General features: G+C 62.0%; 21 protein-coding genes and 1 tRNA gene. 15 read left to right on the plus strand and 7 right to left on the minus strand.

The genetic code is table 11. The features are described 5' to 3' along the window. Nucleotides 1-8 precede the first annotated feature (8 nt). Nucleotides 9-875, minus strand: a complete 867-nt coding sequence (locus AC5ZGW_RS14365) for an NmrA family NAD(P)-binding protein (protein ID WP_028168115.1) — start codon at nucleotides 873-875, stop codon at nucleotides 9-11. 108 nt (nucleotides 876-983) lie between these two features. Between AC5ZGW_RS14365 and AC5ZGW_RS14370 the strand changes: the two genes are divergently transcribed. From AC5ZGW_RS14370 to AC5ZGW_RS14380, 3 genes are all read left to right on the plus strand, one after another. Further along, nucleotides 984-1,199: a hypothetical protein gene (locus tag AC5ZGW_RS14370; protein ID WP_130227702.1), complete on the plus strand. Its 216-nt coding sequence runs from the start codon at nucleotides 984-986 to the stop codon at nucleotides 1,197-1,199. A gap of 75 nt (nucleotides 1,200-1,274) precedes the next feature. Next, a complete protein-coding gene (locus AC5ZGW_RS14375) occupies nucleotides 1,275-1,547 on the plus strand; it encodes a hypothetical protein (protein WP_165435351.1) in 273 nt (90 codons plus the stop codon). Between the two features lie 31 nt (nucleotides 1,548-1,578). Further along, nucleotides 1,579-4,026: an ATP-binding protein gene (locus tag AC5ZGW_RS14380; protein WP_245474862.1), complete on the plus strand. Its 2,448-nt coding sequence runs from the start codon at nucleotides 1,579-1,581 to the stop codon at nucleotides 4,024-4,026. A gap of 89 nt (nucleotides 4,027-4,115) precedes the next feature. On the opposite strand, the gene AC5ZGW_RS14385 is transcribed toward AC5ZGW_RS14380, so the two are convergent. Continuing rightward, a complete protein-coding gene (locus AC5ZGW_RS14385; RefSeq protein ID WP_130227704.1) occupies nucleotides 4,116-4,799 on the minus strand; it encodes a GntR family transcriptional regulator in 684 nt (227 codons plus the stop codon). A 153-nt stretch (nucleotides 4,800-4,952) separates the two neighbouring features. On the opposite strand from AC5ZGW_RS14385, the gene AC5ZGW_RS14390 reads away from it, so the two are divergent. From AC5ZGW_RS14390 to lhpI, 3 genes are all read left to right on the plus strand, one after another. Then, entirely contained in the window at nucleotides 4,953-8,357 is a 3,405-nt protein-coding gene (locus AC5ZGW_RS14390; RefSeq protein WP_130227705.1) for a molybdopterin-dependent oxidoreductase, read from the plus strand. A 49-nt stretch (nucleotides 8,358-8,406) separates the two neighbouring features. After that, entirely contained in the window at nucleotides 8,407-9,861 is a 1,455-nt protein-coding gene (locus AC5ZGW_RS14395; protein WP_130227706.1) for a short-chain fatty acid transporter, read from the plus strand. A gap of 165 nt (nucleotides 9,862-10,026) precedes the next feature. Continuing rightward, on the plus strand, nucleotides 10,027-11,013 hold the full coding sequence (gene lhpI / locus AC5ZGW_RS14400; RefSeq protein ID WP_130227707.1) for a bifunctional Delta(1)-pyrroline-2-carboxylate/Delta(1)-piperideine-2-carboxylate reductase: 987 nt from the start codon (nucleotides 10,027-10,029) through the stop codon (nucleotides 11,011-11,013). A gap of 38 nt (nucleotides 11,014-11,051) precedes the next feature. Here the strand turns inward: lhpI and AC5ZGW_RS14405 are convergent, their stop codons facing one another. The 3 genes from AC5ZGW_RS14405 to AC5ZGW_RS14415 all read right to left on the minus strand — a co-directional run bounded on the left by AC5ZGW_RS14405 (nucleotide 11,052) and on the right by AC5ZGW_RS14415 (nucleotide 15,220). Continuing rightward, nucleotides 11,052-12,218, minus strand: coding sequence for an acyltransferase family protein (locus AC5ZGW_RS14405; RefSeq protein ID WP_349645101.1), 1,167 nt, complete (start codon nucleotides 12,216-12,218; stop codon nucleotides 11,052-11,054). A 381-nt stretch (nucleotides 12,219-12,599) separates the two neighbouring features. Further along, complete coding sequence (locus tag AC5ZGW_RS14410; protein ID WP_130227709.1) at nucleotides 12,600-13,928, minus strand: MFS transporter; 1,329 nt, start codon at nucleotides 13,926-13,928, stop codon at nucleotides 12,600-12,602. A gap of 395 nt (nucleotides 13,929-14,323) precedes the next feature. After that, the gene (locus tag AC5ZGW_RS14415; protein WP_245474863.1) at nucleotides 14,324-15,220 is read right to left on the minus strand and encodes a dihydrodipicolinate synthase family protein; all 897 of its coding nucleotides are present in this window, start codon (nucleotides 15,218-15,220) and stop codon (nucleotides 14,324-14,326) included. A gap of 199 nt (nucleotides 15,221-15,419) precedes the next feature. Between AC5ZGW_RS14415 and AC5ZGW_RS14420 the strand changes: the two genes are divergently transcribed. Continuing rightward, nucleotides 15,420-16,121: a FadR/GntR family transcriptional regulator gene (locus tag AC5ZGW_RS14420; RefSeq protein ID WP_165435354.1), complete on the plus strand. Its 702-nt coding sequence runs from the start codon at nucleotides 15,420-15,422 to the stop codon at nucleotides 16,119-16,121. 230 nt (nucleotides 16,122-16,351) lie between these two features. On the opposite strand, the gene AC5ZGW_RS14425 is transcribed toward AC5ZGW_RS14420, so the two are convergent. After that, a tRNA-Pro gene (locus AC5ZGW_RS14425) sits at nucleotides 16,352-16,428 on the minus strand. Nucleotides 16,429-16,497: 69 nt separating this feature from the next. Here AC5ZGW_RS14425 and AC5ZGW_RS14430 point away from each other — a divergent pair. The 4 genes from AC5ZGW_RS14430 to AC5ZGW_RS14445 are packed head-to-tail and all read left to right on the plus strand — an operon-like array spanning nucleotide 16,498 to nucleotide 20,004. Then, the gene (locus AC5ZGW_RS14430; protein WP_496113927.1) at nucleotides 16,498-17,517 is read left to right on the plus strand and encodes an L-threonylcarbamoyladenylate synthase; all 1,020 of its coding nucleotides are present in this window, start codon (nucleotides 16,498-16,500) and stop codon (nucleotides 17,515-17,517) included. Between the two features lie 26 nt (nucleotides 17,518-17,543). Continuing rightward, nucleotides 17,544-18,971, plus strand: coding sequence for an FAD-binding oxidoreductase (locus AC5ZGW_RS14435; RefSeq protein ID WP_130225576.1), 1,428 nt, complete (start codon nucleotides 17,544-17,546; stop codon nucleotides 18,969-18,971). A gap of 20 nt (nucleotides 18,972-18,991) precedes the next feature. Next, nucleotides 18,992-19,426, plus strand: a complete 435-nt coding sequence (locus AC5ZGW_RS14440; protein WP_130225617.1) for a GNAT family acetyltransferase — start codon at nucleotides 18,992-18,994, stop codon at nucleotides 19,424-19,426. Further along, nucleotides 19,423-20,004, plus strand: coding sequence for an NUDIX domain-containing protein (locus AC5ZGW_RS14445; protein ID WP_130225577.1), 582 nt, complete (start codon nucleotides 19,423-19,425; stop codon nucleotides 20,002-20,004). Before AC5ZGW_RS14440 ends, AC5ZGW_RS14445 begins: the two co-directional genes overlap by 4 nt. A gap of 224 nt (nucleotides 20,005-20,228) precedes the next feature. Here AC5ZGW_RS14445 and AC5ZGW_RS14450 read toward each other — a convergent pair whose 3' ends face one another. Beyond that, the gene (locus AC5ZGW_RS14450; RefSeq protein ID WP_130225578.1) at nucleotides 20,229-20,990 is read right to left on the minus strand and encodes an SOS response-associated peptidase; all 762 of its coding nucleotides are present in this window, start codon (nucleotides 20,988-20,990) and stop codon (nucleotides 20,229-20,231) included. Nucleotides 20,991-21,062: 72 nt separating this feature from the next. Between AC5ZGW_RS14450 and AC5ZGW_RS14455 the strand changes: the two genes are divergently transcribed. The 4 genes from AC5ZGW_RS14455 to AC5ZGW_RS14470 all read left to right on the plus strand — a co-directional run bounded on the left by AC5ZGW_RS14455 (nucleotide 21,063) and on the right by AC5ZGW_RS14470 (nucleotide 23,021). Then, nucleotides 21,063-21,566: a hypothetical protein gene (locus tag AC5ZGW_RS14455; RefSeq protein WP_130225579.1), complete on the plus strand. Its 504-nt coding sequence runs from the start codon at nucleotides 21,063-21,065 to the stop codon at nucleotides 21,564-21,566. A 186-nt stretch (nucleotides 21,567-21,752) separates the two neighbouring features. After that, complete coding sequence (locus tag AC5ZGW_RS14460; protein ID WP_130225580.1) at nucleotides 21,753-22,172, plus strand: NUDIX hydrolase; 420 nt, start codon at nucleotides 21,753-21,755, stop codon at nucleotides 22,170-22,172. A 63-nt stretch (nucleotides 22,173-22,235) separates the two neighbouring features. Continuing rightward, nucleotides 22,236-22,613 (plus strand): TIGR02301 family protein, encoded by a 378-nt coding sequence (locus AC5ZGW_RS14465; RefSeq protein ID WP_130225581.1) that lies wholly within the window; start codon nucleotides 22,236-22,238, stop codon nucleotides 22,611-22,613. A gap of 144 nt (nucleotides 22,614-22,757) precedes the next feature. Continuing rightward, nucleotides 22,758-23,021: a hypothetical protein gene (locus tag AC5ZGW_RS14470; protein ID WP_130225582.1), complete on the plus strand. Its 264-nt coding sequence runs from the start codon at nucleotides 22,758-22,760 to the stop codon at nucleotides 23,019-23,021. Nucleotides 23,022-23,107: the final 86 nt, after the last annotated feature.

Consider the following 23,107-nt stretch of genomic DNA (forward strand, 5'->3'; position numbering starts at 1 on the left):
CGGACGGCCTACTGAAAGGCCGCCCGATTCTTCTCGACGAACTCACTGACGGTCATCGGCGGCCGACCGGCGATCTTCTCGACCAAGTCATTCGTCCCAGCGAAGATACCGTCGTTGTGGTCGATCGCTACCTCCTGTAGATGCTGTGCAAGGAACGGAATCTCCTGTCCGGTGACTTCGCGCGCCCACTGCTGCGCGGTGATCTTCTCGTAGCGGATTTCCTTGCCGAGGATTTTACCCACGGTCGCGGCGATTTCCGGAGCGGTAAGCTCGACGGGGCCAAAGAGGGGATAGATTTGCCCCTTGTGCGGCGCCGGATCGGCCAGGATCGCGGCGATGACAGCCCCCTGATCTTCCGCAGCAATGGGCGCATGGCGGCCCGTCGTGCCGAAAGGAACTGACATCCGGCCCGCGCGAATCATATTTCGCATGTAGAGGAGCCAATCAGCGAAATAAGTCGGGCGCAGGTGCGCGACGGGCGTCCCGGCCCAGTCGAACACGCGCTCCGACAGCCAGTGCTGAAGCGCAGCATCGCTTTTCGAATCCCGACGAGACGATTTCTGCGACATATTGACGATGAACTCGGCCTTGGCCTCAAGCGCAGCCTGCGCGAACTGCGCCGTCGCCTGGGTGATGCCGGGCCGGATCGGATAGACGAAGTATGCCCGCTGCGCCCCATCGAACGCACGGCGTACGGCTCGGAAGTCGAGGAGGTCGCCGACGACGATTTCGGCCCCCTCGGCTCGGAGCTTGCTGGAGCGCTCGTCATCGCGGTGAACGAGCGCCCGCACAGGAAAGCCCTGCTGCAGGAGAAGCTTGGTGGCAACGCGGCCGGTCGCACCTGTAGCGCCGGCGATCAAGATAGTCGGTTTCATCCTGGATACTCCCTCACTTGACGGCGATCCGTGGCCCGCTTTGATCGATAGGGGCATACTCCCCTAAAATAGGGGCATATAAGACTTTTGCAACAGGCGGATTCCTTCATGAACTTGCATTCGATAGCGGCAGGAGCTCCTGCGACAGCCTACCTGCTTTTGACCGATATCGTGCCGCTCAAGCGCGCCATCGGCGATCCAGAAGGGCAAACTCCGCAGATGCATGATGGATTCGAGCGCGTGCTTGGCCATCGCCACGAAGGCGGCGTCGCTCCTGTCGTTACAGATGTAACTTCTCAGTCCGATCGCGTCATGATCCAGTAGCAGAGCTCGCCAACATTTGAAGACCGCACAGGCCGCGTCTGGCAGTGCCCTTGCTCACGCTTGCGAGGACGTCGAATGAGCATCGTTTCGCACAACGGAGACCGAAGGATTTGTCTGAAGCGTCATTTACACAACGGCATGATTAGCGTCGCGATCAAGATGATTGTCCTGAGCATCGCAGATCGCATTTCGTCAGCGATCGACGTCAGAGCGCCACTGGGTCGAGGGGCGTTGCAGGACCGCAGGTCGCGGGCAGAAGGTAAGCAAACAAGTGACTCTTTTATCACGTCTATTCCTGCTGGTGGCTATCGCATTGATCCCAGCTATCGCGATTCAAGCCTACAATGAATTCCAATTCCGTTGCACCCGCCAAGTCGAAGTGCAAAACCAGGCACTCAACCTGGCGGAGCTTGCCGCGGCAGAACAGCGGCAGATCGTCCAGGGAATGCATCAAGCCCTGATCGCACTATCGGAGCTTCCGGCGATAAAGGCGAAGAACACGGAAGGCTGCAACGCCTACCTCGCCAGGATCATGCGACGATATCCGGGGTTCATCAGCTTCATCGTGGTCGACACGAACGGCGACGCCTTCTGTGACACCAACATTGACTACAAGCGATCGACCGCGGCTGGAAGGCCCTACTTCGCCGACGTACTGAAAACCGGCAAATTCACAGTCGGAGAGTTCGCAATCGGTCGGCAGACTGGTCGCAAGGTCCTTCATTTTGCGCTGCCTTTCTATGGCGACGATGCCCGGCTTGGCGGCGTCGTCATAGCCGCCCTCAGCCTGGATTGGCTTGCCGGCTCCATCGCTCAGCAGGATGTGCCGCCGGGAGCCGCACTTGCGATCATGGACCGGAACGGCACGTACCTGGCCCGTTATCCCGATAACGACCGCTTTGCCGGCCGGAGGATACCCGGGGATAACGATCGAAAGCCCGACCATCGGAGCACTGCCGATATCGTCGATCTCGATGGTGTGGAGCGGATCGTCGGCTATTCGGTCCTGCAGGATGGGGGAATCGTTATCGCCTTTGGCCTCGACAAAGCCCGGGCGTTCACCGAGATCCAGCACGGCACACAGCGTGGCGTTTTCCTGATCGTACTGAGCACCGCGCTGGTGTTGAGCCTGACGTCGCTGGGGGCTCGGCGGTTCATCCATCGTCCGCTCGAGCAACTGGTCGACGCCGCCAACCAATGGCGGCTAGGCGACCTTGCACGACGCGTCGACGTCCAGGGAACATCCGAAATCATCCGGGTCGCCGAAGCGTTCAACACCATGGCCGATGCGCTCGAACGCCGCGAGCACGAATTGTCCGAAGCAAAGGAGAGAGCCGAGGAAGCTGCCGCTCGGTTCACCATGATCTTTGAGAACACCACCGACAGCGTGCTTATCGTCGATCGGGATTGGCGGGTCAGCTATCTCAATGGACCGGCCTCGGCGAGTGTCGCCCACGGCCGGAACATCGTCGGCATGGCCCTTCCAGAAGCCTTCCCGGTCGCCGCCGATCTGGAAGCTTTGAAGAAAATTCGGGAGGCGACGTCAGAGCGACGACCGACCTATCTCGAAATGTTTTGCCCGCGCATGCAGGCCTGGTACGCACTCAATGCCTTTCCCTCGAGCCACGGCCTCGCGATCTTCCTCCGCGACATCACCGATCACAAGCAGGCCCTGGAGGCGCGCCGTCAGATGGAGGAGCAGCTCCATCAGAGCCAGAAGATGGAGGCCGTCGGCCAGCTCACCGGCGGCGTCGCGCACGACTTCAACAACCTGCTTACGGTGATCTCTGCGAATCTCGAACTCATCGAGGATGCCCCAGATATCGGCAAGATCCGGCAATACGCCGCAGCGGCGCGACGTTCCGTGCATCGCGGAACGAAGCTCACGACGCAGCTTCTCGCCTTTTCCCGTGGGCAGGCATTGAAGCCGGAATTCGTCAACCCCAATCGGCTCCTTTCGGAATTCCAGGGACTCATCCGTCAAGCCGTCGGGGATGGATGCGAAGTCCAACTGCGGCTCGATGAAGAATTATGGATGTGTCGCGTTGATCCGTCGCTTTTGGAGACTGCGCTCCTCAACCTGGCCTTGAATGCGCGCGATGCCATGCCCGATGGAGGTGTGCTGCAGATCGAAACCCGGAACGTGGTCCAAGACAGGAGTTCGGTGTCCGGCTGTCCGCCCGGATCGTATGTGAGGCTCTCCGTCGCAGACACCGGCTGCGGAATGCCCCCGGAAGTGCGGGACCGCGTGTTTGAGCCATTCTTCACGACCAAGGATGTCGGGAAGGGTACGGGACTCGGACTCAGCATGGTCTATGGCTTCGTTCGACAGTCTGGTGGCCATATCGTCATCAACAGCGCACCCGGCGCCGGAACTACGATCGATCTATACCTCCCCAGGGCTGCGCAAGCGCGTGAGGCTGATCCGGAGTGCTCTCAACGCCAGGCCATACCGACCGGCACGGAACGAATTCTACTCGTTGAAGACAACGAGGATCTGCTGGAGGCCACGTCAGCCATGCTGACCACGTGCGGCTATCAGGTTTCCTGTGCCCGCAACGGCATGGACGCGCTTCGGATCCTCCAGAGCGGTCAGGATTTCGAGCTGTTGCTGAGTGATATTGTGATGCCCAACGGAATGAGCGGAGTTGAGCTTGCTCGCGAAGCGAGGAAGTTCGGCAAGGATATCAGAATCCTGCTCGCCTCCGGCTATGCGGCAGATGTATTGGAACGACACAATGCGGTCGGGGAATTTCCAATTGTCGAAAAGCCGTTCCGCCTGGCAGAGCTTGCCCGGCGTCTGCACGCGATGCTGCACGAAGCATGAGCGCTGACCCGTTTACCACAATGCTGATTGCTGGTTGGCGGCCACCGCAAATCCCTCGGGCATGCTGCGGATCGTGGAGCAGCCTGCAACTAGCGCCCCCGACCGCGATTGGCGGCAATCGGTTCGCGCGGGATCGTCACCTGTGACAACGCTTCAACAAAGATCGGCTCCCAGGCCCTGATATGATGCCTGAGCAGATTGGTGAGAGCCTCCTCATTGCCGGCCATCGCAAGCTCAATGATCTGATAGTGCTCCGCGGTTGACTCATTCTGGCGGGCGAGACCTGCACGCGACTTGATACCGTAAAGTCGCATTTGGTCACGCAATCCCATCACCAACTCGGTGAGGCGTGCATTGTCCGCCGCGGCCGTCAGCAACTGATGAAAGCTTCGATCGGATTCGAGATAGAGCCTCAGGTCTTCCGTTCTCACCGCGCGCGCGATGTCATCGGCAAAGCGATAAAGCCCTTCGAGATCCCTCTTTGGCTTACGTGCAACGATCGCGGCCGCATGGAGCTCCAGGACTTCGCGGAGATCAAACAGGTTGCGCAGTTCGGTCAAGGTCGGTTCGACCACCTTGAAGCCCCGATTGCGCATGGGTTCGATCAGTCCGCTGCGCGTCAGCTCCAGCAGCGCTTCCCGCACGGGAGTCGTCGAGATGCCGAGGCTCGTGGCGAGGGTCGGCACGGAGTACATCGTTCCCGGCGCGCTCTGACCGGAAATGATCTCGGCGCGCACCTGCTGCACCACCTGCTCCCGCAAATTCTGCTCCATCCCCATCTCCGCTTCGTCGGTTCCAGAGCCCTCCGGCTTAGCAAGTGCAGCACAATAAATGCGCTTGACGGAGGATATGCCCACAGATCATGCTATGTAAAGCGTTACAGTAACGCGCTACATTAACTTCCCTGTGACACGGTTTCATTGACGATGGCTGAGCGCATCCCGGGCTATTGCACGCTCTGCCGATCACGGTGCGGCTCGACCATGGTGGTCGAGAATGGCCGGCTGATCGGCGTCGAGAGCCTGCAAGGGCATCCGACCGGCGGAGCGCTATGTGCAAAGGGCCGCGCCGCACCTGAGATGGTCCATAGTCCGCGGCGGCTGACCAAACCGCTTCGTCGAACTGCGCCGCGAGACGCTGCCGATCCGGGCTGGACCGAAATTTCCTGGGACGAGGCGCTGGACGACATCGCCCGAGAGCTCGGCGGCATTCGCAAAACATCCGGCGCTGAAGCTGTGGCCTTTGCCGTCACCACGCCCAGCGGCACACCGATGGTCGACAGCTTCGAGTGGGTCGAGCGCTTCATCAGGTGCTTCGGCAGTCCAAATCTGATCTACGCCGTCGAAATCTGCGGCTGGCACAAGGACTATGCCCATGCCCTGACTTTCGGCCGCGGTATCGGCTTTCCGGATTATGAGCAGGCCGACGCCATCGTGTTGTGGGGACACAATCCCGCCCGCACATGGCTTGCCCAGGCGACCCGTATCGGCAATGCGCGACGGCGCGGAGCGCGGGTTGCAGTGGTCGATCCCAAGCCGAACGGATCGGGACAGGACGCTGACCTCTGGCTACGCATCCGTCCCGGCTCGGACGGAGCCCTCGCGATGGGCGCAATCCGGCATCTCATCGCGACAGGATCGTTCGATGCGGGCTTCGTCACGCGCTGGACCAACGGGCCTTTCCTGGTCGACACCAATACAGGCCGCTTCGTTCGTGCCAACGAACTCTGGGACAATCAAGCGTCGGAAGCTTTCGTCGTGCTGGATCAGTCCGGGACGGCGCGGGCCTACGACGCCCGCGTTGCGGCTCTCGATCCTGCGCACTGCAGGCTGGATGGCCGGACGACGCTTGCCGCGCGCGATGGCCGCGTCATCGCTGCGGCGACCGCCTTCCGTCTGCTGGCTACGGAGGCTGCCCCCTACACGATCGCGCGCGTCGCCGAAGTGACTTGGCTCGAGGAGCGCAACATCGCTGCGTTCTACGGCCTGTTCGAGAACAGCCCAAGGCTCGCCTACCACGCGTGGACCGGCGTCGGCCAGCACACCAATGCGACGATGACCGAGCGGGCGATCGCGACACTCTACGCGCTGACCGGCGCCTGCGACCGGCCGGGCGGCAATGTCTGGCCGGTGCCGCCGCCGACGCGGAGCGTCAACGACTATGACTTGTTGCCGCCGGAACAGAAGGCCAAAGCGCTCGGCATCGACGAATTGCCGCTCGGGCCGCCAAGCCGGGGATGGATCACCGCGCGCGATTTCAGCCGCGCCGTGCTCACGGGCGAGCCCTATCGCGTCAGAGCGCTGATGAGCTTCGGCACCAACTTCATGGTTTCGCAGGGCCACTCCTCACGTAATCGCGAGGCATTGCGTGCGCTCGACTTCCACGTTCACGTCGACATGTTCATGAATCCGACGGCCGAGAATGCGGACATCATCCTGCCGGCCAATATGCCGTGGGAGCGGGACGCCCTCAAAATCGGTTTCGAGATCACGCAGGATGCCGTCGAGACGATACAATTCCGTCCGCAGATGCTTCCGCGTCTCGGCGAGTGCAAAGCAGACTATGAAATCGCAGCGGAGCTCGCCGTCAGGCTGGGCCTGGCAAACCAATTCTTCGGTGGCGACATCCGCGCTGGCTGGAACCATCAGCTCGCGCCGCTCAGCGTGACGGTCGACGAACTTCGTCGGCATCCGGAGGGCCTGCGCTTTCCCCAGCCGTTCCGGCACGAAAAATACGCAGTGCAGCGGGAGGACGGCACGATTGCAGGCTTTGCCACGCCTACCCGCCGTGTCGAGATCTATTCGGAATTGATGCTCGATCATGGCTACGCGCCGCTGCCGGGCCATATCGAGCCTGCAGAAAGCCCGCTTGCAGACGGCGCCGACAGCCGTTTCCCGCTGGTGCTCACCACAGCCAAGAGCGGCTGGTTCGTGCATAGCTCGCACCGTCATATCGCCTCGCTCCGGAAGAAAACGCCTGATCCCGCGATCGAGATCACCAGCACGCTCGCGGCGCGGCGCGGCCTTGAGGATGGCGACTGGGCGATCGTCGAGACGTCAACGGGAGAGGTACGGCTGCGCGTGCGGCTGAACGAATCTCTCGACGATCGCATCGCCATCGCCGAGTTCGGTTGGTGGGAGGATTGTCCGCCACTGGGCCGCGAAGCGACCAGCTCCGCTGGTTTTGCGACATCGAACATGAACGACGGCTTGAGCGACGCAACGCGCGATCCGGTCAGCGGCTCGGTGCCGCTGCGGGCGATACGCTGCGACATTCGCAAGGACGAGACCGCGAGCCGCGGCCGCTGGGTCGGCCGGCGCGCTTTCTCGGTCGCCGCCATTCGCAGCGAGTCCAACGATGTCGTCGCGCTCGACCTCCTCCCGCGCGATGGCGGCCCGCTTCCCGCGTTCCGGCCGGGACAACACATCATGCTGGGCCTGCCGGGAATCGATGTGACCCGCGCCTATTCGCTGACCGGCCATGGCGGCCAGGACGTCCTGTCGGTCGCAATAAAGAAACGGCGTTTCGACGATTTGGCCCACACCCGCGACACCGGTCATCTTTCCGCTCATATCCATCGCCTGACCGTCGGTGATCAAGTCCAGATCGAGGCGCCGAGAGGAATTTTCACCCCGCCGCTGGCGGGTCCCCGGCCTCTCATTTTTCTCGCGGCGGGCATCGGCATCACACCCTTTATGAGTCACCTCGAGGCGCTGGCGGAGCGCGAGCCGACGGAGCGCGTCGCCAAGGTGCTTCTGCTCTATGGTTGCCGCAACGGTGATGAGCATCCCTTTGCCCGGCGGTTGCGAGAGCTTGCAGACCTCTTGCCGGAGCTCGATCTCGTCACGGCGTTTTCAGCGCCACGCGCGCAGGATCGCTGTGCGCAGGACTACGATTATGCGGGCCGGCTCGACCTAGCGGCGATCGATCCGCTGCTGCCGCAACGGCCCCTCGCCTATCTTTGCGGTTCGCCGCACTTCACGACATCAATGACTGAGCGACTGGTAGAACGGGGCATGCCGCGCTTCGACGTATTCGCGGAGGCGTTCGCATCACCGCCGATCGTGCCGCGGACGTTGCAGCCACAGAAGGTTCACGTCGCCGGTACCGACAAAAGCTTTATCTGGTCGCCTGAACTCGGAACCCTTCTCGATGCCGCTCAGGCCGCGGGCCTGTCTCTTCCCAGCGGTTGCCGTGTCGGCCAGTGCGAGAGCTGCGCCATGCGCATCGTCAAGGGCGACGTCGCACAACTCGGCGGCGATGAGGGCGCGACGGACCAGTGCCTGACCTGCCAGACGGTTCCTCTCTCCGAACTCACACTCGCGCTTTGACCGGCAACGACGCGACGAAACCAACACCGACATAATAATGGGGGCTGCAATGACCGACGCCACGCATAGAAATTCGTTTCCTGACAAAGTGCCGATGCAGACCAACCTGCTTGCAAGGCTCTCGCAGCATATGGTCGCCTTCGCCGAGCGTTGGTTTCCAGATGCCTATGTGTTCGTTCTGATTGCCGTGGTCGTGATCGCACTCGGCACCATCGTGCATGGCGGCTCACCGCTTGCGGTCAGCCGCGCCTTCGGCGACGGCTTCTGGAATCTGATTCCGTTCACGATGCAAATGGCGCTGGTCGCGATCGGAGGCTATGTGGTCGCAATGTCGCCGCCTGTCGCGGCGGTGCTGCGGCGGCTGGCGGCCGTACCCTCCACCGCGCGCGGCGCTGTGGTCTTCGTTGGTGTCCTCAGTATCGTCCTGTCGCTGCTGAACTGGGGTCTCAGTCTGATCTTTTCCGGCCTGCCGGTGCGCGAAATCGCGCGGCGCAAGGACATCAGGCTGGACTATCGCGCGGCCGGTGCGGCTGGCTATCTCGGCCTCGGCTGCGGTTTCACGCTCGGCATCACATCATCAGCCGCCCAGCTTCAGGCCAATGCGGCCAGCATCCCGAGCTCGCTGTTGCCGATCACCGGCGTCATCGGTTTCTCCGAGACGATCCTGACGTGGCAGAATCTGGTCACGACGGTGGTCGTCACCGCGCTATCCGCAGCGATCTGCTACCTGACTGCTCCAGATCCGAGGTTGGTCAAGACCGCCGCGGATCTCGGCGTGTCGCTCGACGACGACCGAATCGAGCCGAAGAAGCCGGCGCGGCCCGGCGATTTTCTCGAGTTCAGTCCCATTCTGACGATCCTGATCGTCGTGCTGGCGCTGGGCTGGCTCTGGCAGACCTTTCAGTCCGGCAATCCGCTGATCACTTTGTCGGGCCTGAACACCTACAATTTCGTCTTTCTGGTGCTTGGCATCCTCTTGCATTGGCGTCCACGCAGCCTGCTTGAGGCTTTTTCCAAGGCGATGCCAAGCGTCTCGGGCGTGCTGTTGCAGTTTCCTTTCTACGCCGGAATCGCTCAGATGCTGACCAAGGTGCCGAACAGCAAGGGCGTAACGCTGTCCGACACCATCGCACACTGGTTCGTGGACGCCTCCGCCAACTCGACCGTCTTCTCGTTCCTGGTTGGAATCTATTCCGCGGTACTCGGTTTCTTCATCCCGTCGGCTGGCGGCAAGTGGATCATCGAGGCCCCGTACATCATGAAGGCGGCCAATGAGATCGGGGCTCATTTGGGCTGGACCGTGATGATCTATAACATCGCGGAGACGCTGCCGAACTTCATCAATCCATTCTGGATGCTTCCGCTGCTTGGCATACTCGGCTTGAAGTCAAAAGACCTGATCGGCTACACCTCGGTGCAGTTCTTTGTGCATTTCCCGATCGTCATGATCCTTGCGGCAATCCTGATGACGACTTTCACCTACCACCCGCCAATGCTTCCCTGATCGACCGCTGAGCCGCGCGAACTGACACGCCGGGACGACCGCATTGACGTCCCGGCGTGTCCTCGTCCGGCACGCCGGAGCACAACCTCGATTTGGTTCGGCAACCGCGAAAGCATGCGGGCGTCGCGCGAGAGCCGCGACGCAAAGTCTTGCAATGAGAAGGCCATGACCGAGAAACAACCGCTGCAGACCATTGATGCAGAGGAGGCGACGCGCCTTCTCCCGATGGATGAGCTGATCCCGCATCTGCGCAGCTTCTTTGTCAGGGGCTGCACGGTTCCGCCGCGACATCATCATACGATTCCAGTTCCGGGCGAGCCAGACGCGACGCTGTTGCTGATGCCTTCATGGCAGCAGAAATCGGAAGGTGACGACCTGCTTGGAGTCAAGCTGGTCGCCGTATTCCCGGGCAACGCCGCGCGCAAGATGCCGGCGCTCACATCGGTCTATCTGCTGTTCGATAGCGGCACCGGTGGGCAACTTGCGACGGTCGCAGGTGACGTCCTTACCGCCAGGCGAACCGCTGCGACGTCAGCGCTTGCGGCGTCCTATCTGGCGCGCGAAGACGCGACCAACCTGCTCATTCTCGGCTCCGGCCGGATCGCAAGCCTTTTGCCGGAAGCCTATCGGGCCGTCCGCGACATTCGCCGGATCAGCGTGTGGAACGTCAACGCCGACAGCGCCATTCGGATGGTGGATCGTCTCCGTGACTCCGGACTGGATGCCGTGTTCGTGTCCGACCTTGAACATGCCGTCAGGACGGCGGATATCGTCACGTCGGCCACTCTGGCAACATCGCCACTGATCAAAGGTGAATGGCTGCAGGCCGGCCTCCATGTCGATCTCATCGGCGCCTTCACGCCGGCAATGCGGGAATCGGATGACGAAGTCGTCAAGCGTTCCGCCATATTCGTGGACACCTATGAGGCGGCACATGAGGCCGGTGATCTCGTCCACCCGATCGAGGCAGGAATTTTGTCACGTCAGGACTTGAAGGCGTCGCTAGCCGAACTGTGCAGCGGCGCCGTTCACGGGCGACGATCGCGCGACGACATCACCATGTTCAAGGCAGTCGGGACCGCTCTGGCGGATCTTGCCGCCGCAGGTCTTGCATACAATACCCGCATACGGCGCGTCGCCCACATCGCGTAACAACGCGACAGGTACGAAAATTGAACGAGCTCGGCGTGTCATGCGTCGAAAGCCGGTCGTGCGCCGCGTACTGTGCCGACCCTCCGCCGATCCATCAAGCGCCTGACCCAGTCACGCCCGGGCTCCTCGACAAGACGATACGTTGCAACCGACAGCAGGACGGTCAACAACAGCATCGCAATTTGCAGGAGATCACCAAGCCAGAGCGATCCATTCAGAGAGACAACTTTCGTCGGTTCATGGCCCGGGCTCAACGCGTAAGAGGCAAACAATTCCGTATGCGTAAGGCGCTCGACGACCATAAGGATGGCCCGCACCACTGCCCTGAGGAGCGGATGCAGCATGTAGATCGAATAGGTCAGCGTCCCGATCGTGAGCATGGACGGAACCGTCAGCCAACGGCTGACCGCGCCAGCTTCACGCGCGAACACCAGAACGACCAGCGTAAACACCAGCGGCGAGGCGACCTGCAGAGTGACGCTGCTTCCAGCGACCGAAACATAGCCCACAACGAGCATGAGACTCGCCGCCTCGAGCAATGTCTCAACGGATGGCGCCAGGCGTGCGCGCAACACGGGGAAGCGCTCTCGCAAATCGAAAGCGAGAACGCCAAGCGCGAAACCATAAAGGCAGCGCACCAACCCATAGTCAAAAGTCGCATTCATCCCGTCCGGGCTGATGGTGGCGAGCACAACCGGCCCCGCAATGATCGGAAGCAGCCAAGGCCAGATTGTCGGCCCGATCCTGCTCACGACGGCGGCGAAGATCACATAAGCGGCGAACTCGGTGCTGATGCTCCAACTCGCGAAGTTCAACCAGTTCTGCGGATTAACGCCGAGCCCCTGCAGCAGCAGAATGTTGGTGACGCTGGCCTGCAAGAGGTTTGGGCCAATACCGTCCTTCGCAGCGTCGATGGGAATGAACAGCAGCAAGGTCACGAGATGCAGCGGATAGATCCTCCCAAGCCGCAGGAGGAGGAAGCGGCCCGTGCCGAAGCCCTCAGCGAGACGCGAACGATAATTCGACGCGATGACAAAGCCGCTCAACACGAAGAAGAAATCGACGAAGAGGTAGGCATTTCTGGTGAGCGGCAGGAAGGACAGATGGCTGATAACGTCGAAGTGAAACAGCGCGACCATGCAAGCGCAAATGCCACGCCAACTGTCGAGAGCATGATACCGCGTGATATTTTTGGCCGAGTCCATCGAAAACGGGTAGGCAAGACCTTCCACCGGCACAAGCAGCGGTTGACGCTATGCTTAATGTGGCAGGCGGTCGCGGCACTACGCAGCACTCCTCCGAATGATTGCCCCGACGACTGGGAAACCCAGGCGTTCCACGCGTGAACACAGCCAGCGAATTTTCGGACACTATCGTCCCTTTTCCAGACACCCTCCATGGTACCGAGCCGCGCAGTGATCCGCGCTCGGTTGAACTTGGAGTTCAGCCGGGCGCGGATGATGTGATCACGAACGCTGCCGGTCGTTGACGGGGCGTCGCCCGGAAAGCTCAACGCACTGGAGATGGAGCCGAGGGCGACATGGAGGCATTCGGCTTCACCGCCGGGGTCCGACTGCGCAACGCGGCTAGCGTTCGAGGCTCACTCTACGGAGAGCAATTGCCGCATCAGGATCCTCGGGCACGACGCTAAGGCAAGCGCCGGCGACAAGAGATATCAGGGAAGCCCCGCCCATGAAGCCCGCGATCGCGTACCAGTTCCCTGTTGCACCCAACAGGTACGTGCCCATCAGCGGCGCCGTCGCGCTACCTAAGATCGTGCCCAGGGTATATCCGATGGCCATACCGGTATAGCGAACCTTCAGCGGAAATACCTCTGTATAGAATGTGGGCATCACACCGTAGTTCGCGGCAAATGGAACGAACATGATGATGAAGCCGAGCAGCATGAGGCCAAAGCTCTTGGTGTCCAAGAGCGAGAACCAAATGAATGGAGCCACGGTCATGAAGGCCGCGCCTACAACGAAGATCATCTTGCGATTGACCCTGTCGGAAAGCCAACCAAAGAACACCATAGCTATCGCAAGGAAAAGGAAGGCACTCATTACTAGGATGAGCATTTCTCCACGCGGTACGCCCAGATGTTGGGCATAGGATAGCGAAAAGACGGACGACGTATAAAAGAACGTGCCAGCGCCGACGTATGCCAATGCAAGAAGGATGAGCCGCCCCTTGTAATCCCTGAACGTTTCGAAGAGGGGCGTCTTCACGAGGTGCGCTCTGCTCTTGACTTCTTCGAAATCGGGGCTCTCGGAGACACGAGCGCGGATCACCATTCCAACGACGACCAGAATTGCGCTCAGAACAAATGGAATTCGCCAGCCCCAGGAGAGGAACTGAGGCTCATCCAGCGCACTCAGTGCCAAGAAGGCAAGATTGGCGAGGATAAGGCCGAATGGGGAGCCGGTGTTGACGATGCTCCCAAACAGGCCGCGTCGACCGGGGCCTGCGTGCTCCACACTGATCAGCACCGCTCCGCTGTACTCTCCACCCAAGGAGAAGCCTTGAACAATGCGGACGATGACAAGCGCTACGGGTGCCCAGATTCCGATCGCATCATAGGTCGGCAGGAGTCCAATCAGGAACGTCGCGCCTCCCATGAGAGACAAGGTGATGATCAAGGAGGATTTGCGTCCGATCCGATCTCCCAGATGGCCAAATACGGCAGCACCAATCGGGCGCGCAATAAAGGCAACCGCGAAAGTGGACAGCGACAGCAACGTGCCGACAAGCGGATCAAAAGAAGGAAAGAACAGACGTCCAAAAACGAGAGCAGCCGCGATTCCATAAACAAAGAACTCATACCATTCGACGATGGTCCCCGCTAAGCTCGATGCAAGCGCCTTCGTTGCATCAGCGCTGTGCACAACCTCATTTCCCATCGTAGTCGTCGACATATTTGTCCTCCCATATCAATTTTTGTCTTGGTGCATCCGTCAGAAGCCGCACTGGAAGTGGGATGCTCCCTCCCAACCCCGCCGTTTATGAATGTCCGCGGCTTCCCCTAAGCTCGTTCTTGTGACGTCCTTCAACTGTTCCTCGATCAATGCGATCCGCTCGCCACTGATTTGGATGCTGAGAAAGGTTGGATTCCAGTCGCCGGCCGAGCGTCGCCGACGCCGTCCAGCGCAAGCGTCTGGCCGCGGCACTCGATGAGCTGTTTTGGCGACCCGGCGAGCAGCGCCAACGTGGGCGTCAACAAAATGACCCGCCGATCTTGTGTTGGTCGTTGCTCGAAGGAGAAACTTGCGAGACGCCCCTGGTCATGACGTCGATGGGAAATCGAAAACGCCTACAGAACGCCGAGGTCGGCAAGCACCGCCGCCAGTCGCTTCTCGTTTTCAACCGACAGCCGTCCCAGAGGACTTCTGGCCGGTCCGGCACTCAGACCCAGCATGCCGAGCGCAGCCTTGACGGCCTTCGATAGGCCGAGTTCGACAAGGAGATTGGCCAGCGGCAGCAGCTTCTCATGCTGCTTCCTGCCTTCGACGAGATTCGATTCGACGACGACCGTGCGATGAAGTGAGACGCAGTGGGATGGCACCAGGTTCGCCATGCCAGTGGTCCACCCGCGAACGCCAAGGCAGAAGGCAGGAAAAGCATATGGATCAAATCCACCGCCAAGCACCTGGAAGCGATTGCCGAACCTGGACTTCAGCGACGAGATACGGTTCACGTCCATGGTCGCTTCCTTGATTGCGACAAGGTTTTCGATGTGAACCATGCGGGCGATCGCATCCCCCGTCAGATCGACTTGCGACGTGAACGGGTTGTTGTACAGCATGACCGGCAACTTGACGGACCGAGCGACCTTCTCCACGTGTGCGGCGACCTCGTCGGATCCCAAAGCATAATACGTCGGGATACTGATCATGACGCCGTCCGCCCCACTGGCCTCGGCGTGCTCGGCCAGGCTGATCGTCTCCTTCGTCGTGATGGCAGAGATTCCGACCACGGAAGGGATTCGCCCTTTTGCGATCGACACGGTGGCCTCCGCGAGTTGCTGACGCTCGGGAGTGCTGAGGTAGGCAAATTCACCGGTGCTGCCGAGAGGGATCACGGCATGCACGCCTCCCTCGATCATGTGGTTCAGCAGCCGTTCGTATGAGCGCAAATCGATACGTTCGCCTAACTCGTCGAAAGGGGTGACGGGAAAGGCAAGGACTCCCTCGAAAAGTTCTTTTGTCATTTCCAACCTCGATTTTTTTACTGCTCTGCGTCTCTGAGCGCGTCTTAAACCACATATCAGGCTGTCTGACAAGTAGACTACCAGGCATCAGGTAGCCGGATTACCTTGCGACCGTCTGTTCCGTTTTGTAGAGGTCTTCGAGGGCACGGAGGCGAGAAGGCGCGCGATGGACTCGGGAACACAAAAGGGACTCCCCAGGGTGGCAAAGACCTCGCTGGTGGATGAAGTCATCGCCGCCATACGCACGATGCTGAGCGAGTCCTGGACCGTGGGAAGCAAGCTTCCTTCCGAGCAGGAGCTTAGCCGGCAATTGGGGGTTGGCCGCTCGACGGTCCGTGAAGCGTTGCGTGTGCTCGAGCATCTCGGCCTTGTCGAATCACGCAGCGGGCTGGGTACCTTTGTCGTCGAGCAGCGGATGCCCCCGCCTCGGATTCAATATCCACAGAGCCCGGAAGCGTTGGTGCAGCTCTATGAATTTCGGCGCGCGATCGAGATTCCGTCAGCACGTCTGGCGGCAGAACGCCGAACCGCCGAGCAGTTGGCCAACATCAAGTCGGCGTGGCAGGAGTGCGAGCTCGCGGTCAAACGCGGCAGTGCTGACGAGTTCGCGCGGCTCGATTTCCTTTTTCACGCCGCAATCGTGAAAGCCGCGCAGAACAGTTTTTTCATTGAAACCTATCTCGGCCTGCAGGACACCTTTGCCAATAACGTCACGCTGATCCTGGGACAGGGTCAGCTGAAGGGCATGCTGCACTTCCATGACAAGTTGATCGAGGCCATCGAACGACGCGATGCCAAGGCAGCCGCCCGAGCGGCCGAGGACAATTTCAAGGAAACTGATGTTCGCGTGCAACTGCTCTTGCAGAGCAGCAGTGACGTAGACGGGTCTAAAAAGAGATAGCCCGCGACCCGCGGGCCCCCCCCCCGGAATCGCGCACGCGAAACGGTGGTGAAAGCAAGAAAGGTCGCGCACGCCGCGAGCGGCGTGTCAGAAATCCTGCATTTGGCAATCACTCCCAATCCTGGTGACAGGACCGAGCGCCCGGCCAAAATGGCGCGCCATGCCCCGCTTTCCGAATCGTCGGTTGACTTGGGCAGGCGTAGCAATCAGAAAAAAGCCTGAAAAATGAATGGTCGGAGTGGCAGGATTCGAACCTGCGACCCCTGCGTCCCGAACGCAGTGCTCTACCGGGCTGAGCCACACTCCGACTGAGAACGCGGCTTATAGCGTCGGGTTGGGACGACCGCAAGCCGCGCATTTGAGGATTTGAGTCACAGTGGAAACCAGCCTGAAAACCCGGATCCTGCCGGCCGGACCAGCCGCGACCGCGGCGGCGGCCGGCGTGCTCGCAAAAGGCGGCCTGGTGGCGTTCCCGACCGAGACCGTCTACGGGCTCGGCGCCGACGCCACCAATGCGACCGCGATTGCCCATCTCTACCAGGCCAAGGGGCGGCCGGCGTTCAATCCCCTGATCGCTCATGTCGGCGATCTCGCCGACGCGCGGCGGATCGCCCGGTTCGGTGCGGTGGCGACCGCGTTGGCCGAGGCGTTCTGGCCGGGGCCGCTGACGCTGGTGCTGCCGAAAACGGAAGGCTGCCCGGTGGCGGAGCTCGCGACCGCGGGGCTCGATACCGTCGCGGTGCGGGTGCCCGCCCACGCCGTCGCCCGCGACATCCTGCGCGCCCTCGGCCGGCCGGTGGTGGCGCCTTCCGCCAACCTCTCCGGCCATGTCTCGCCGACCACGGCGGAGCACGTCGCAAGCGATCTTTCGGGGCGCATCGACCTGATTGTCGATGGAGGCCCGGTCGAGGTCGGGGTCGAATCGACAATCGTGGGCTGCTTCGAGCGCGCCACGCTGCTCCGGCCAGGCGGCCTGCCGCGCGCGGAGATCGAGCGCGTGCTCGGCAACGGGCTCGATCAACCGCCGGTCGCCGGCGAGAGCGACAACGGCCAGCCGCTCGCGCCGGGCGACGGCGGCAGGCCGCTCGCGCCGGGCATGCTGGCCTCCCACTACGCCCCGCGCACGCGGGTGCGACTCAACGCTGACAGGATCGAGCCCGGAGAGGCGCTTCTGGCGTTTGGACCCTTGAGCATATCGGGGGTTGATTCGGCGGCTGCCGTGATGAATCTGTCTGATGGCGGCGATCTTGCCGAGGCCGCTGCCAACCTGTTCGGCTATCTGCGCGCGCTCGACACCGAAGCCGCGCGTGCGATCGCGGTGATGCCCATTCCCCATGACGGTCTGGGCGAAGCCATCAACGACCGGCTGCGCCGCGCAGCCGTTGGCCGCGAATGAAGGCGGCCGGAGTGAAAGAGACCGGGATGAACATCGCAGATCCGCCAGCGCCGCAGCTTCCGCCGGAACTGATCGACAAGTTTCGCGCCATCGTCGGCGACAAATATGCGGTGACTGATGCCACCGACATCGCGCCCTACCTGGTCGAGGAACGCAACCTGTTCCAGGGCCGCTCGCCGCTGGTGCTACGCCCGGGCTCGACCGCGGAAGTCGCCGCGATCTGCAAGCTCGCCTCGGCGCATCGCATCGCGCTGGTCCCGCAGGGCGGCAATACCGGCCTGGTCGGCGGGCAGACGCCGCATCATGGCGAGGTGGTGATTTCGCTGAAGCGGATGGACAAGATCCGCGAGATCGATACCGCCTCCAACACCATGACCTGCGAGGCCGGCGTGGTGCTGCAGGTGGCTCAGCAGCGCGCCAGCGACGTCGACCGGCTGTTTCCGCTCTCGCTCGGCGCCGAGGGAAGCTGCACCATCGGCGGCAATCTCTCGACCAATGCCGGCGGCACGGCCGCATTGGCCTATGGCGTGGCGCGCGAGATGGCGCTCGGGCTCGAAGTGGTGCTGGCCGACGGGCGCGTGCTCAACGCGCTGTCGAAACTGAAAAAGGACAATACCGGCTACGACCTGCGCAATCTCTTCATCGGCGCCGAGGGAACGCTTGGCATCGTCACGGCGGCGACGTTGAAGCTGTTTCCGAAGCCGCGCGCAATCGAGACCGCCTTTGTCGGGTTGAAATCGCCGGCGGATGCGCTGCAGCTATTGTCGATCTCGCAAACCGAAGCCGCGGGCAGCCTCACCAGCTTCGAGCTGCTTGCCGACATCGCGGTGGATTTCTCGATCCGCCACGGCATCGACATTCGCGATCCGCTTGAGAGCAAGCACCCCTGGTATGTGCTGATGGAGCTTTCCTCGCCGCGCGACGATGCACGCGATACGCTGGAAGTCATCCTCGCCGAGGGCATGGAAGATGGCATCGTCGATGACGCCGTGATCGCCGCGAATTTGAGCCAGCGCCAGGCGTTCTGGAAATTGCGCGACGAGATGTCCGCGGCACAGAAGCCGGAGGGCGGCTCGATCAAGCATGACATCTCGGTGCCGGTCGCCGCGGTCCCGGCCTTTATCGAAGAGGCCAATGCGGCGGTGGTCAAGCTGATCCCCGGCGCGCGGCCAGTGCCGTTCGGCCATCTCGGCGACGGCAACATCCATTACAATGTCAGCCAACCGATCGGCGCCGACAGCGCCGACTTCCTCAGCCGCTGGCATGAGGTCAACGCGGTCGTGTTCGAGATCGTGCTGCGGATGGGCGGATCGATCTCGGCGGAGCACGGCATCGGCGTGCTCAAGCGCGATGAATTGCCCGATGTGAAGGACAAGGTCGCGATCGAACTGATGCGCAGCATCAAGGCGATGCTCGATCCGCTCGGTATCATGAATCCTGGAAAAGTACTGTGAACGTCGCACCGCCACCCCCTATCGCTGCGCTCGCCATCGCGCCGATGTCCGACAGCGACGTCGCTGACGTCGTCGCACTGTGGCAGCGCTGCGGGCTGACACGGCCGTGGAACGATCCGGTCGCCGATATCGCGCTGGCACGACGAGGGCCCAATTCGGACATCCTGGTCGGCCGCGACAATGGGGTGATCGTCGCATCCGCCATGGTCGGCCATGAGGGCCATCGCGGCTGGGTCTATTACGTCGCGGTCGATCCCGAGCGACAGGGCAAGGGATACGGCCGGGTGATCATGCGCGCGGTGGAGGACTGGCTCCAGGCGGCCGGCATTGCAAAACTGCAATTGCTGGTGCGGCGGGAAAACGCCAAGGTCGGCGCGTTCTACCAGTCGATCGGCTATGAGGAGCAGCAGCTTCTCGTGTTTTCCAGATGGATCGACGGGCGCACGCCGCCATGAGTATTTCCGACCGCGTCCGCATCAAGGACGAGCGCGTGCTGTCCGATGAGCACTACGTACTGAAGTCGGTGACCTTCGACTACCGCCGCGGCGACGGTGCGTGGCAGACGCTGAACCGCGAGGTGTTCGACCGCGGCAATGCCGCCACGCTGCTGCCCTACAATCTCGCCGCGCGCAGCGTGGTGCTGGTGCGGCAATTCCGCCTGCCGCCCTTCCTCAATGGCCATGACGATTTCATGATCGAGGCGGCCGCGGGCATGCTGGACAATGAGACCCCGGAGAACCGCATCCGCGCCGAGGCGGAAGAGGAGACCGGCTACCGGCTTCACCACGTCGAAAAAGTATTCGAAGCCTTCATGAGCCCGGGCTCGGTGACGGAGAAGCTGCATTTCTTCGTCGCCGAATATGATTCCTCGATGCGGGTCGGCGACGGGGGCGGCCTTGCCCACGAGGGCGAAGACATCGAGGTGCTGGAGCTGCCACTCGATGAAGCGCTGGCGATGATCAGAGACGGCCGCATCGTCGACGCCAAGACCATCATGCTCGTGCAATACGCCGCGCTGAATATTTTCCGGTAGCTACTTGCGTCATGCCTTTCCCTTCTCCCCTTGCGGGAGAAGGCGGCGCGCATGAAATGCGCGACGGATGAGGGGTTCTCTCCACAACCGATGGTGCGCGTGGAGACAACCCCTCACCCTAGGGAGTCCGTGGCGACCGTCCGAGCAGCCCTCTCCCACAAGGGGAGAGGGCGCAACAAGCCACATCGCGCAAGGATGATGGGCACGTACGCTTTGCCCACCCGTCAGAACAAACTCCCCTGCCCGTCGTCTTCCACCGGCGACGATGGCTTGCGCGGTGTCGCCCGCTTCGGCTTCTGCGGCTCGGCAGCGCGCTCCTCGTCCGTGATCGGCAGCAGCAATTGCGCATCGTCATTGGCGGCGTGATTGACCCGCGTCGAGACCTCGTGCCAGACGAATTCGCCGGCCTCCGGGCCCTTCAGGAGCGGCATCGCCAGCGAGACCTCGTCGTTGCGGCAATCGAGCCAGCGCTCGAAGGCGTCGGGCGAAATCGTCACGGGCACGCGGTGATGCAATCTCGCCAGATCGGCGCTGGCCGGCGCGGTGATGATCGCCACCGTATCGACCTCCTCGCCGTTCGGGCCGATCCAGGTCTCCGCCAGCGCGGCGAAGCCGACCGGCTGCTGGTCGCGGCGATAGATGAAATAGGGCCGCTTGCGGCCGCCCTCGTCGTGCCATTCATAATAGCCGTCAGCCGGGATCAGGGAGCGGCGGCGCCGGATCGCGTTCTTGAAGGCGGGCTTCTGCAGCACCGTCTCCGAGCGGGCGTTGAACAAGAGCCCGACCTGACGGGGATCCTTGACCCAGGCGGGTATCAGCCCCCAGCGCATCAGCCGGAAATGCCGGCCGCCGTTCTCCAGGATCACCACGGGGACGGGCTGGGTCGGCGCAATATTGTGCCGCGGGGGGAAGTTGGGCTGCTCGGCATAGCCGAAGAGCAGCCTGATCGCCTCCGGCGGCGAGGTGATAACGAAGCGTCCGCACATAATCCGGGAAAAATAAGTACTCGTTCAGGACCTTTTAACCGCCCCTGTCAAACATTGGGCATGATGAACGCCATGGGCTCAACAGCAGCACAATCCGATCGCCCGACACCGCGACCGGCGGGCCCGGACGAGGACCGGGCTGCGGCGTTGCGCGCCGCCAACATCAATCCGCGCACCGGGCTTGCCACCGATTACCTCAATCACTTCAACGAAGCCATCATGCTGCTCGAGATGATTCCGGACATGCCGGAATGTGCCGAGGATTTCCTGAGCTGGCACCCACTGACCTATGCCGAGCATTTCACGGCCTCCAACTTCAGGGCGCGCGACCTCGCAATCGAAGCCTACGAATCGGCTGATCCCACGACCCGCGCCGAATTCGACAACATCACGAACACGATGACCTCGATATTGACGGCGGTAAGCGCCGCGATGGACAAGGTGCGCCAGGACAAGACCCGTGCCAAGCTAGCCGAGCAGGCCACGATCTGGGTCAAGCCGCTGGTCGCCCTCGCCGGGGGCATCATCAACGGCGGCACTGAAGCCGACATCGAACGGATCATGGCGAGCGAGTAGCTGAACCGGGTACAAATATCACTCTCGCCGTCATGGCCGGGCTTGTCCCGGCCATCCACGTCCTTCCAGCCGCGAAGGAAGGCGTGGATCCCCGGGTCAAGCCCGGGCATGACGAACTCTACGGTTAGACCTCTCGTTCCCAATCGGGCATGATCGGCGCCGGTTTCGCCGGTTTTGGATCGCCTCTTGACTTCCCCCGCCCAGCCTGCCCGTCCACAGCTTGCCGTTTCCGGCGCGATTTTTCGCGACGGCAAGGTGCTTCTGGTCCGCCGCGCCCGCACGCCGGGCAAGGGCTTCTATTCGCTGCCGGGCGGCCGGGTCGAATTCGGCGAATCCCTGCATACGGCGCTGCACCGGGAGGTCGACGAGGAGACAGGGCTCCGAATCGAGATTGTCGCGCTTGCCGGCTGGCGCGAGGTGCTGCCCGGGCCGACGGCTAACGGGCACTATCTGATCATGTCGTTCGCGGCGCGATGGGTGGCGGGGGAACCCCACCTGAATGACGAACATGATGATTTCAAATGGCTCGAGCCCGAGGCGATCGGCGATCTCAAGGTCACCGGCGGCCTGCAGGAGGTGATTCAGGCCGCCCGGCGGCTGATTTGAAGCCCTATCGGACAGCTTCCAGCGCCTTGCCTGCAGCACAATCCAAGGGCATATGACGCTGCCATGTCGAAAGTTCTCCTGGCCGTCCTGATCCTCGTTACCGCGTGCAATCTCTCGCCCGGCCGGGCGGAGGATGCCGCGGCGCCGTTTGACGGCGATCTGCAGCGGCTCGCCGAGATCCTCGGCACCCTGCATTATCTGCGCGGCATCTGCGGCAGCAACGAAGGCGCCAAATGGCGCAACGAGATGCAGGCGCTGATCGACGCCGAAACCCCCTCCGGCGACCGCCGCGCCCGCATGATCGCGGGCTTCAACCGCGGCTATAACGGTTTTCAGCAGACCTACCGAAGCTGCACGCCGGCAGCGGTCGTGGCGATCCGCCGCTATGTCGAGGAAGGCTCCAAGATCTCGCGCGACCTGACCGCGCGCTATGCTAACTGACTGAGCGGATAGACGTTCGATTGACCTTGGTTGCCGCCATTAACCCTTCCTAAAGAAGTGGCCTAGGCGTGCCCAATCTGCGTGCTACAGCTTTGTGCATGACGTGATTCGCCGTGAATCGCGCCGACATTGCCTGTGAGTTTCATGCGCATTCCAGCGTTCTCGATTGCCCGCGATCCCCTGCCTGACCACGAGCAGAAGCAGGCCGCGCTCTCCTACCTTAACGAGGCTTGGGCCGAAGCGCGTCATGACGGCATCGACGGCGACTGCCTCGCGCAGGCGAGCCTGTTCGCCGCGCTGGCCGAGCTGGTCGGCACCTATGGCGAGGAAGCGGTGGCGAAGTTCGTCGAGGGGCTGCCGGCGCGCGTGCGCAACGGCGAATTCTCGCTGATACTGGCGCGGCAGTAAGTCTCCACGCGCTCAGTCGTCATCACCCGCTTGTTCTGCCGTCATTGCGAGCGAAGCGAAGCAATCCATTGTCACCCCGATTCGCG

Source organism: Bradyrhizobium sp. Crot121, assembly GCF_059512385.1.

Bases quoted from the DNA above. Each gene is read 5' to 3' on its own strand.
- AC5ZGW_RS14450 (WP_130225578.1), bottom strand. From the start codon at position 20,990: ATGTGCGGACGCTTCGTTATCACCTCGCCGCCGGAGGCGATCAGGCTG.
- AC5ZGW_RS14410 (WP_130227709.1), bottom strand. From the start codon at position 13,928: ATGTCGACGACTACGATGGGAAATGAGGTTGTGCACAGCGCTGATGCA.
- AC5ZGW_RS14365 (WP_028168115.1), bottom strand. From the start codon at position 875: ATGAAACCGACTATCTTGATCGCCGGCGCTACAGGTGCGACCGGCCGC.
- AC5ZGW_RS14465 (WP_130225581.1), top strand. From the start codon at position 22,236: ATGTCGAAAGTTCTCCTGGCCGTCCTGATCCTCGTTACCGCGTGCAAT.
- AC5ZGW_RS14435 (WP_130225576.1), top strand. From the start codon at position 17,544: ATGAACATCGCAGATCCGCCAGCGCCGCAGCTTCCGCCGGAACTGATC.
- AC5ZGW_RS14405 (WP_349645101.1), bottom strand. From the start codon at position 12,218: ATGGACTCGGCCAAAAATATCACGCGGTATCATGCTCTCGACAGTTGG.
- AC5ZGW_RS14390 (WP_130227705.1), top strand. From the start codon at position 4,953: ATGGCTGAGCGCATCCCGGGCTATTGCACGCTCTGCCGATCACGGTGC.
- AC5ZGW_RS14455 (WP_130225579.1), top strand. From the start codon at position 21,063: ATGGGCTCAACAGCAGCACAATCCGATCGCCCGACACCGCGACCGGCG.
- lhpI (WP_130227707.1), top strand. From the start codon at position 10,027: ATGACCGAGAAACAACCGCTGCAGACCATTGATGCAGAGGAGGCGACG.
- AC5ZGW_RS14370 (WP_130227702.1), top strand. From the start codon at position 984: ATGAACTTGCATTCGATAGCGGCAGGAGCTCCTGCGACAGCCTACCTG.
- AC5ZGW_RS14385 (WP_130227704.1), bottom strand. From the start codon at position 4,799: ATGGAGCAGAATTTGCGGGAGCAGGTGGTGCAGCAGGTGCGCGCCGAG.
- AC5ZGW_RS14415 (WP_245474863.1), bottom strand. From the start codon at position 15,220: ATGACAAAAGAACTTTTCGAGGGAGTCCTTGCCTTTCCCGTCACCCCT.
- AC5ZGW_RS14470 (WP_130225582.1), top strand. From the start codon at position 22,758: ATGCGCATTCCAGCGTTCTCGATTGCCCGCGATCCCCTGCCTGACCAC.
- AC5ZGW_RS14445 (WP_130225577.1), top strand. From the start codon at position 19,423: ATGAGTATTTCCGACCGCGTCCGCATCAAGGACGAGCGCGTGCTGTCC.
- AC5ZGW_RS14375 (WP_165435351.1), top strand. From the start codon at position 1,275: ATGAGCATCGTTTCGCACAACGGAGACCGAAGGATTTGTCTGAAGCGT.
- AC5ZGW_RS14395 (WP_130227706.1), top strand. From the start codon at position 8,407: ATGACCGACGCCACGCATAGAAATTCGTTTCCTGACAAAGTGCCGATG.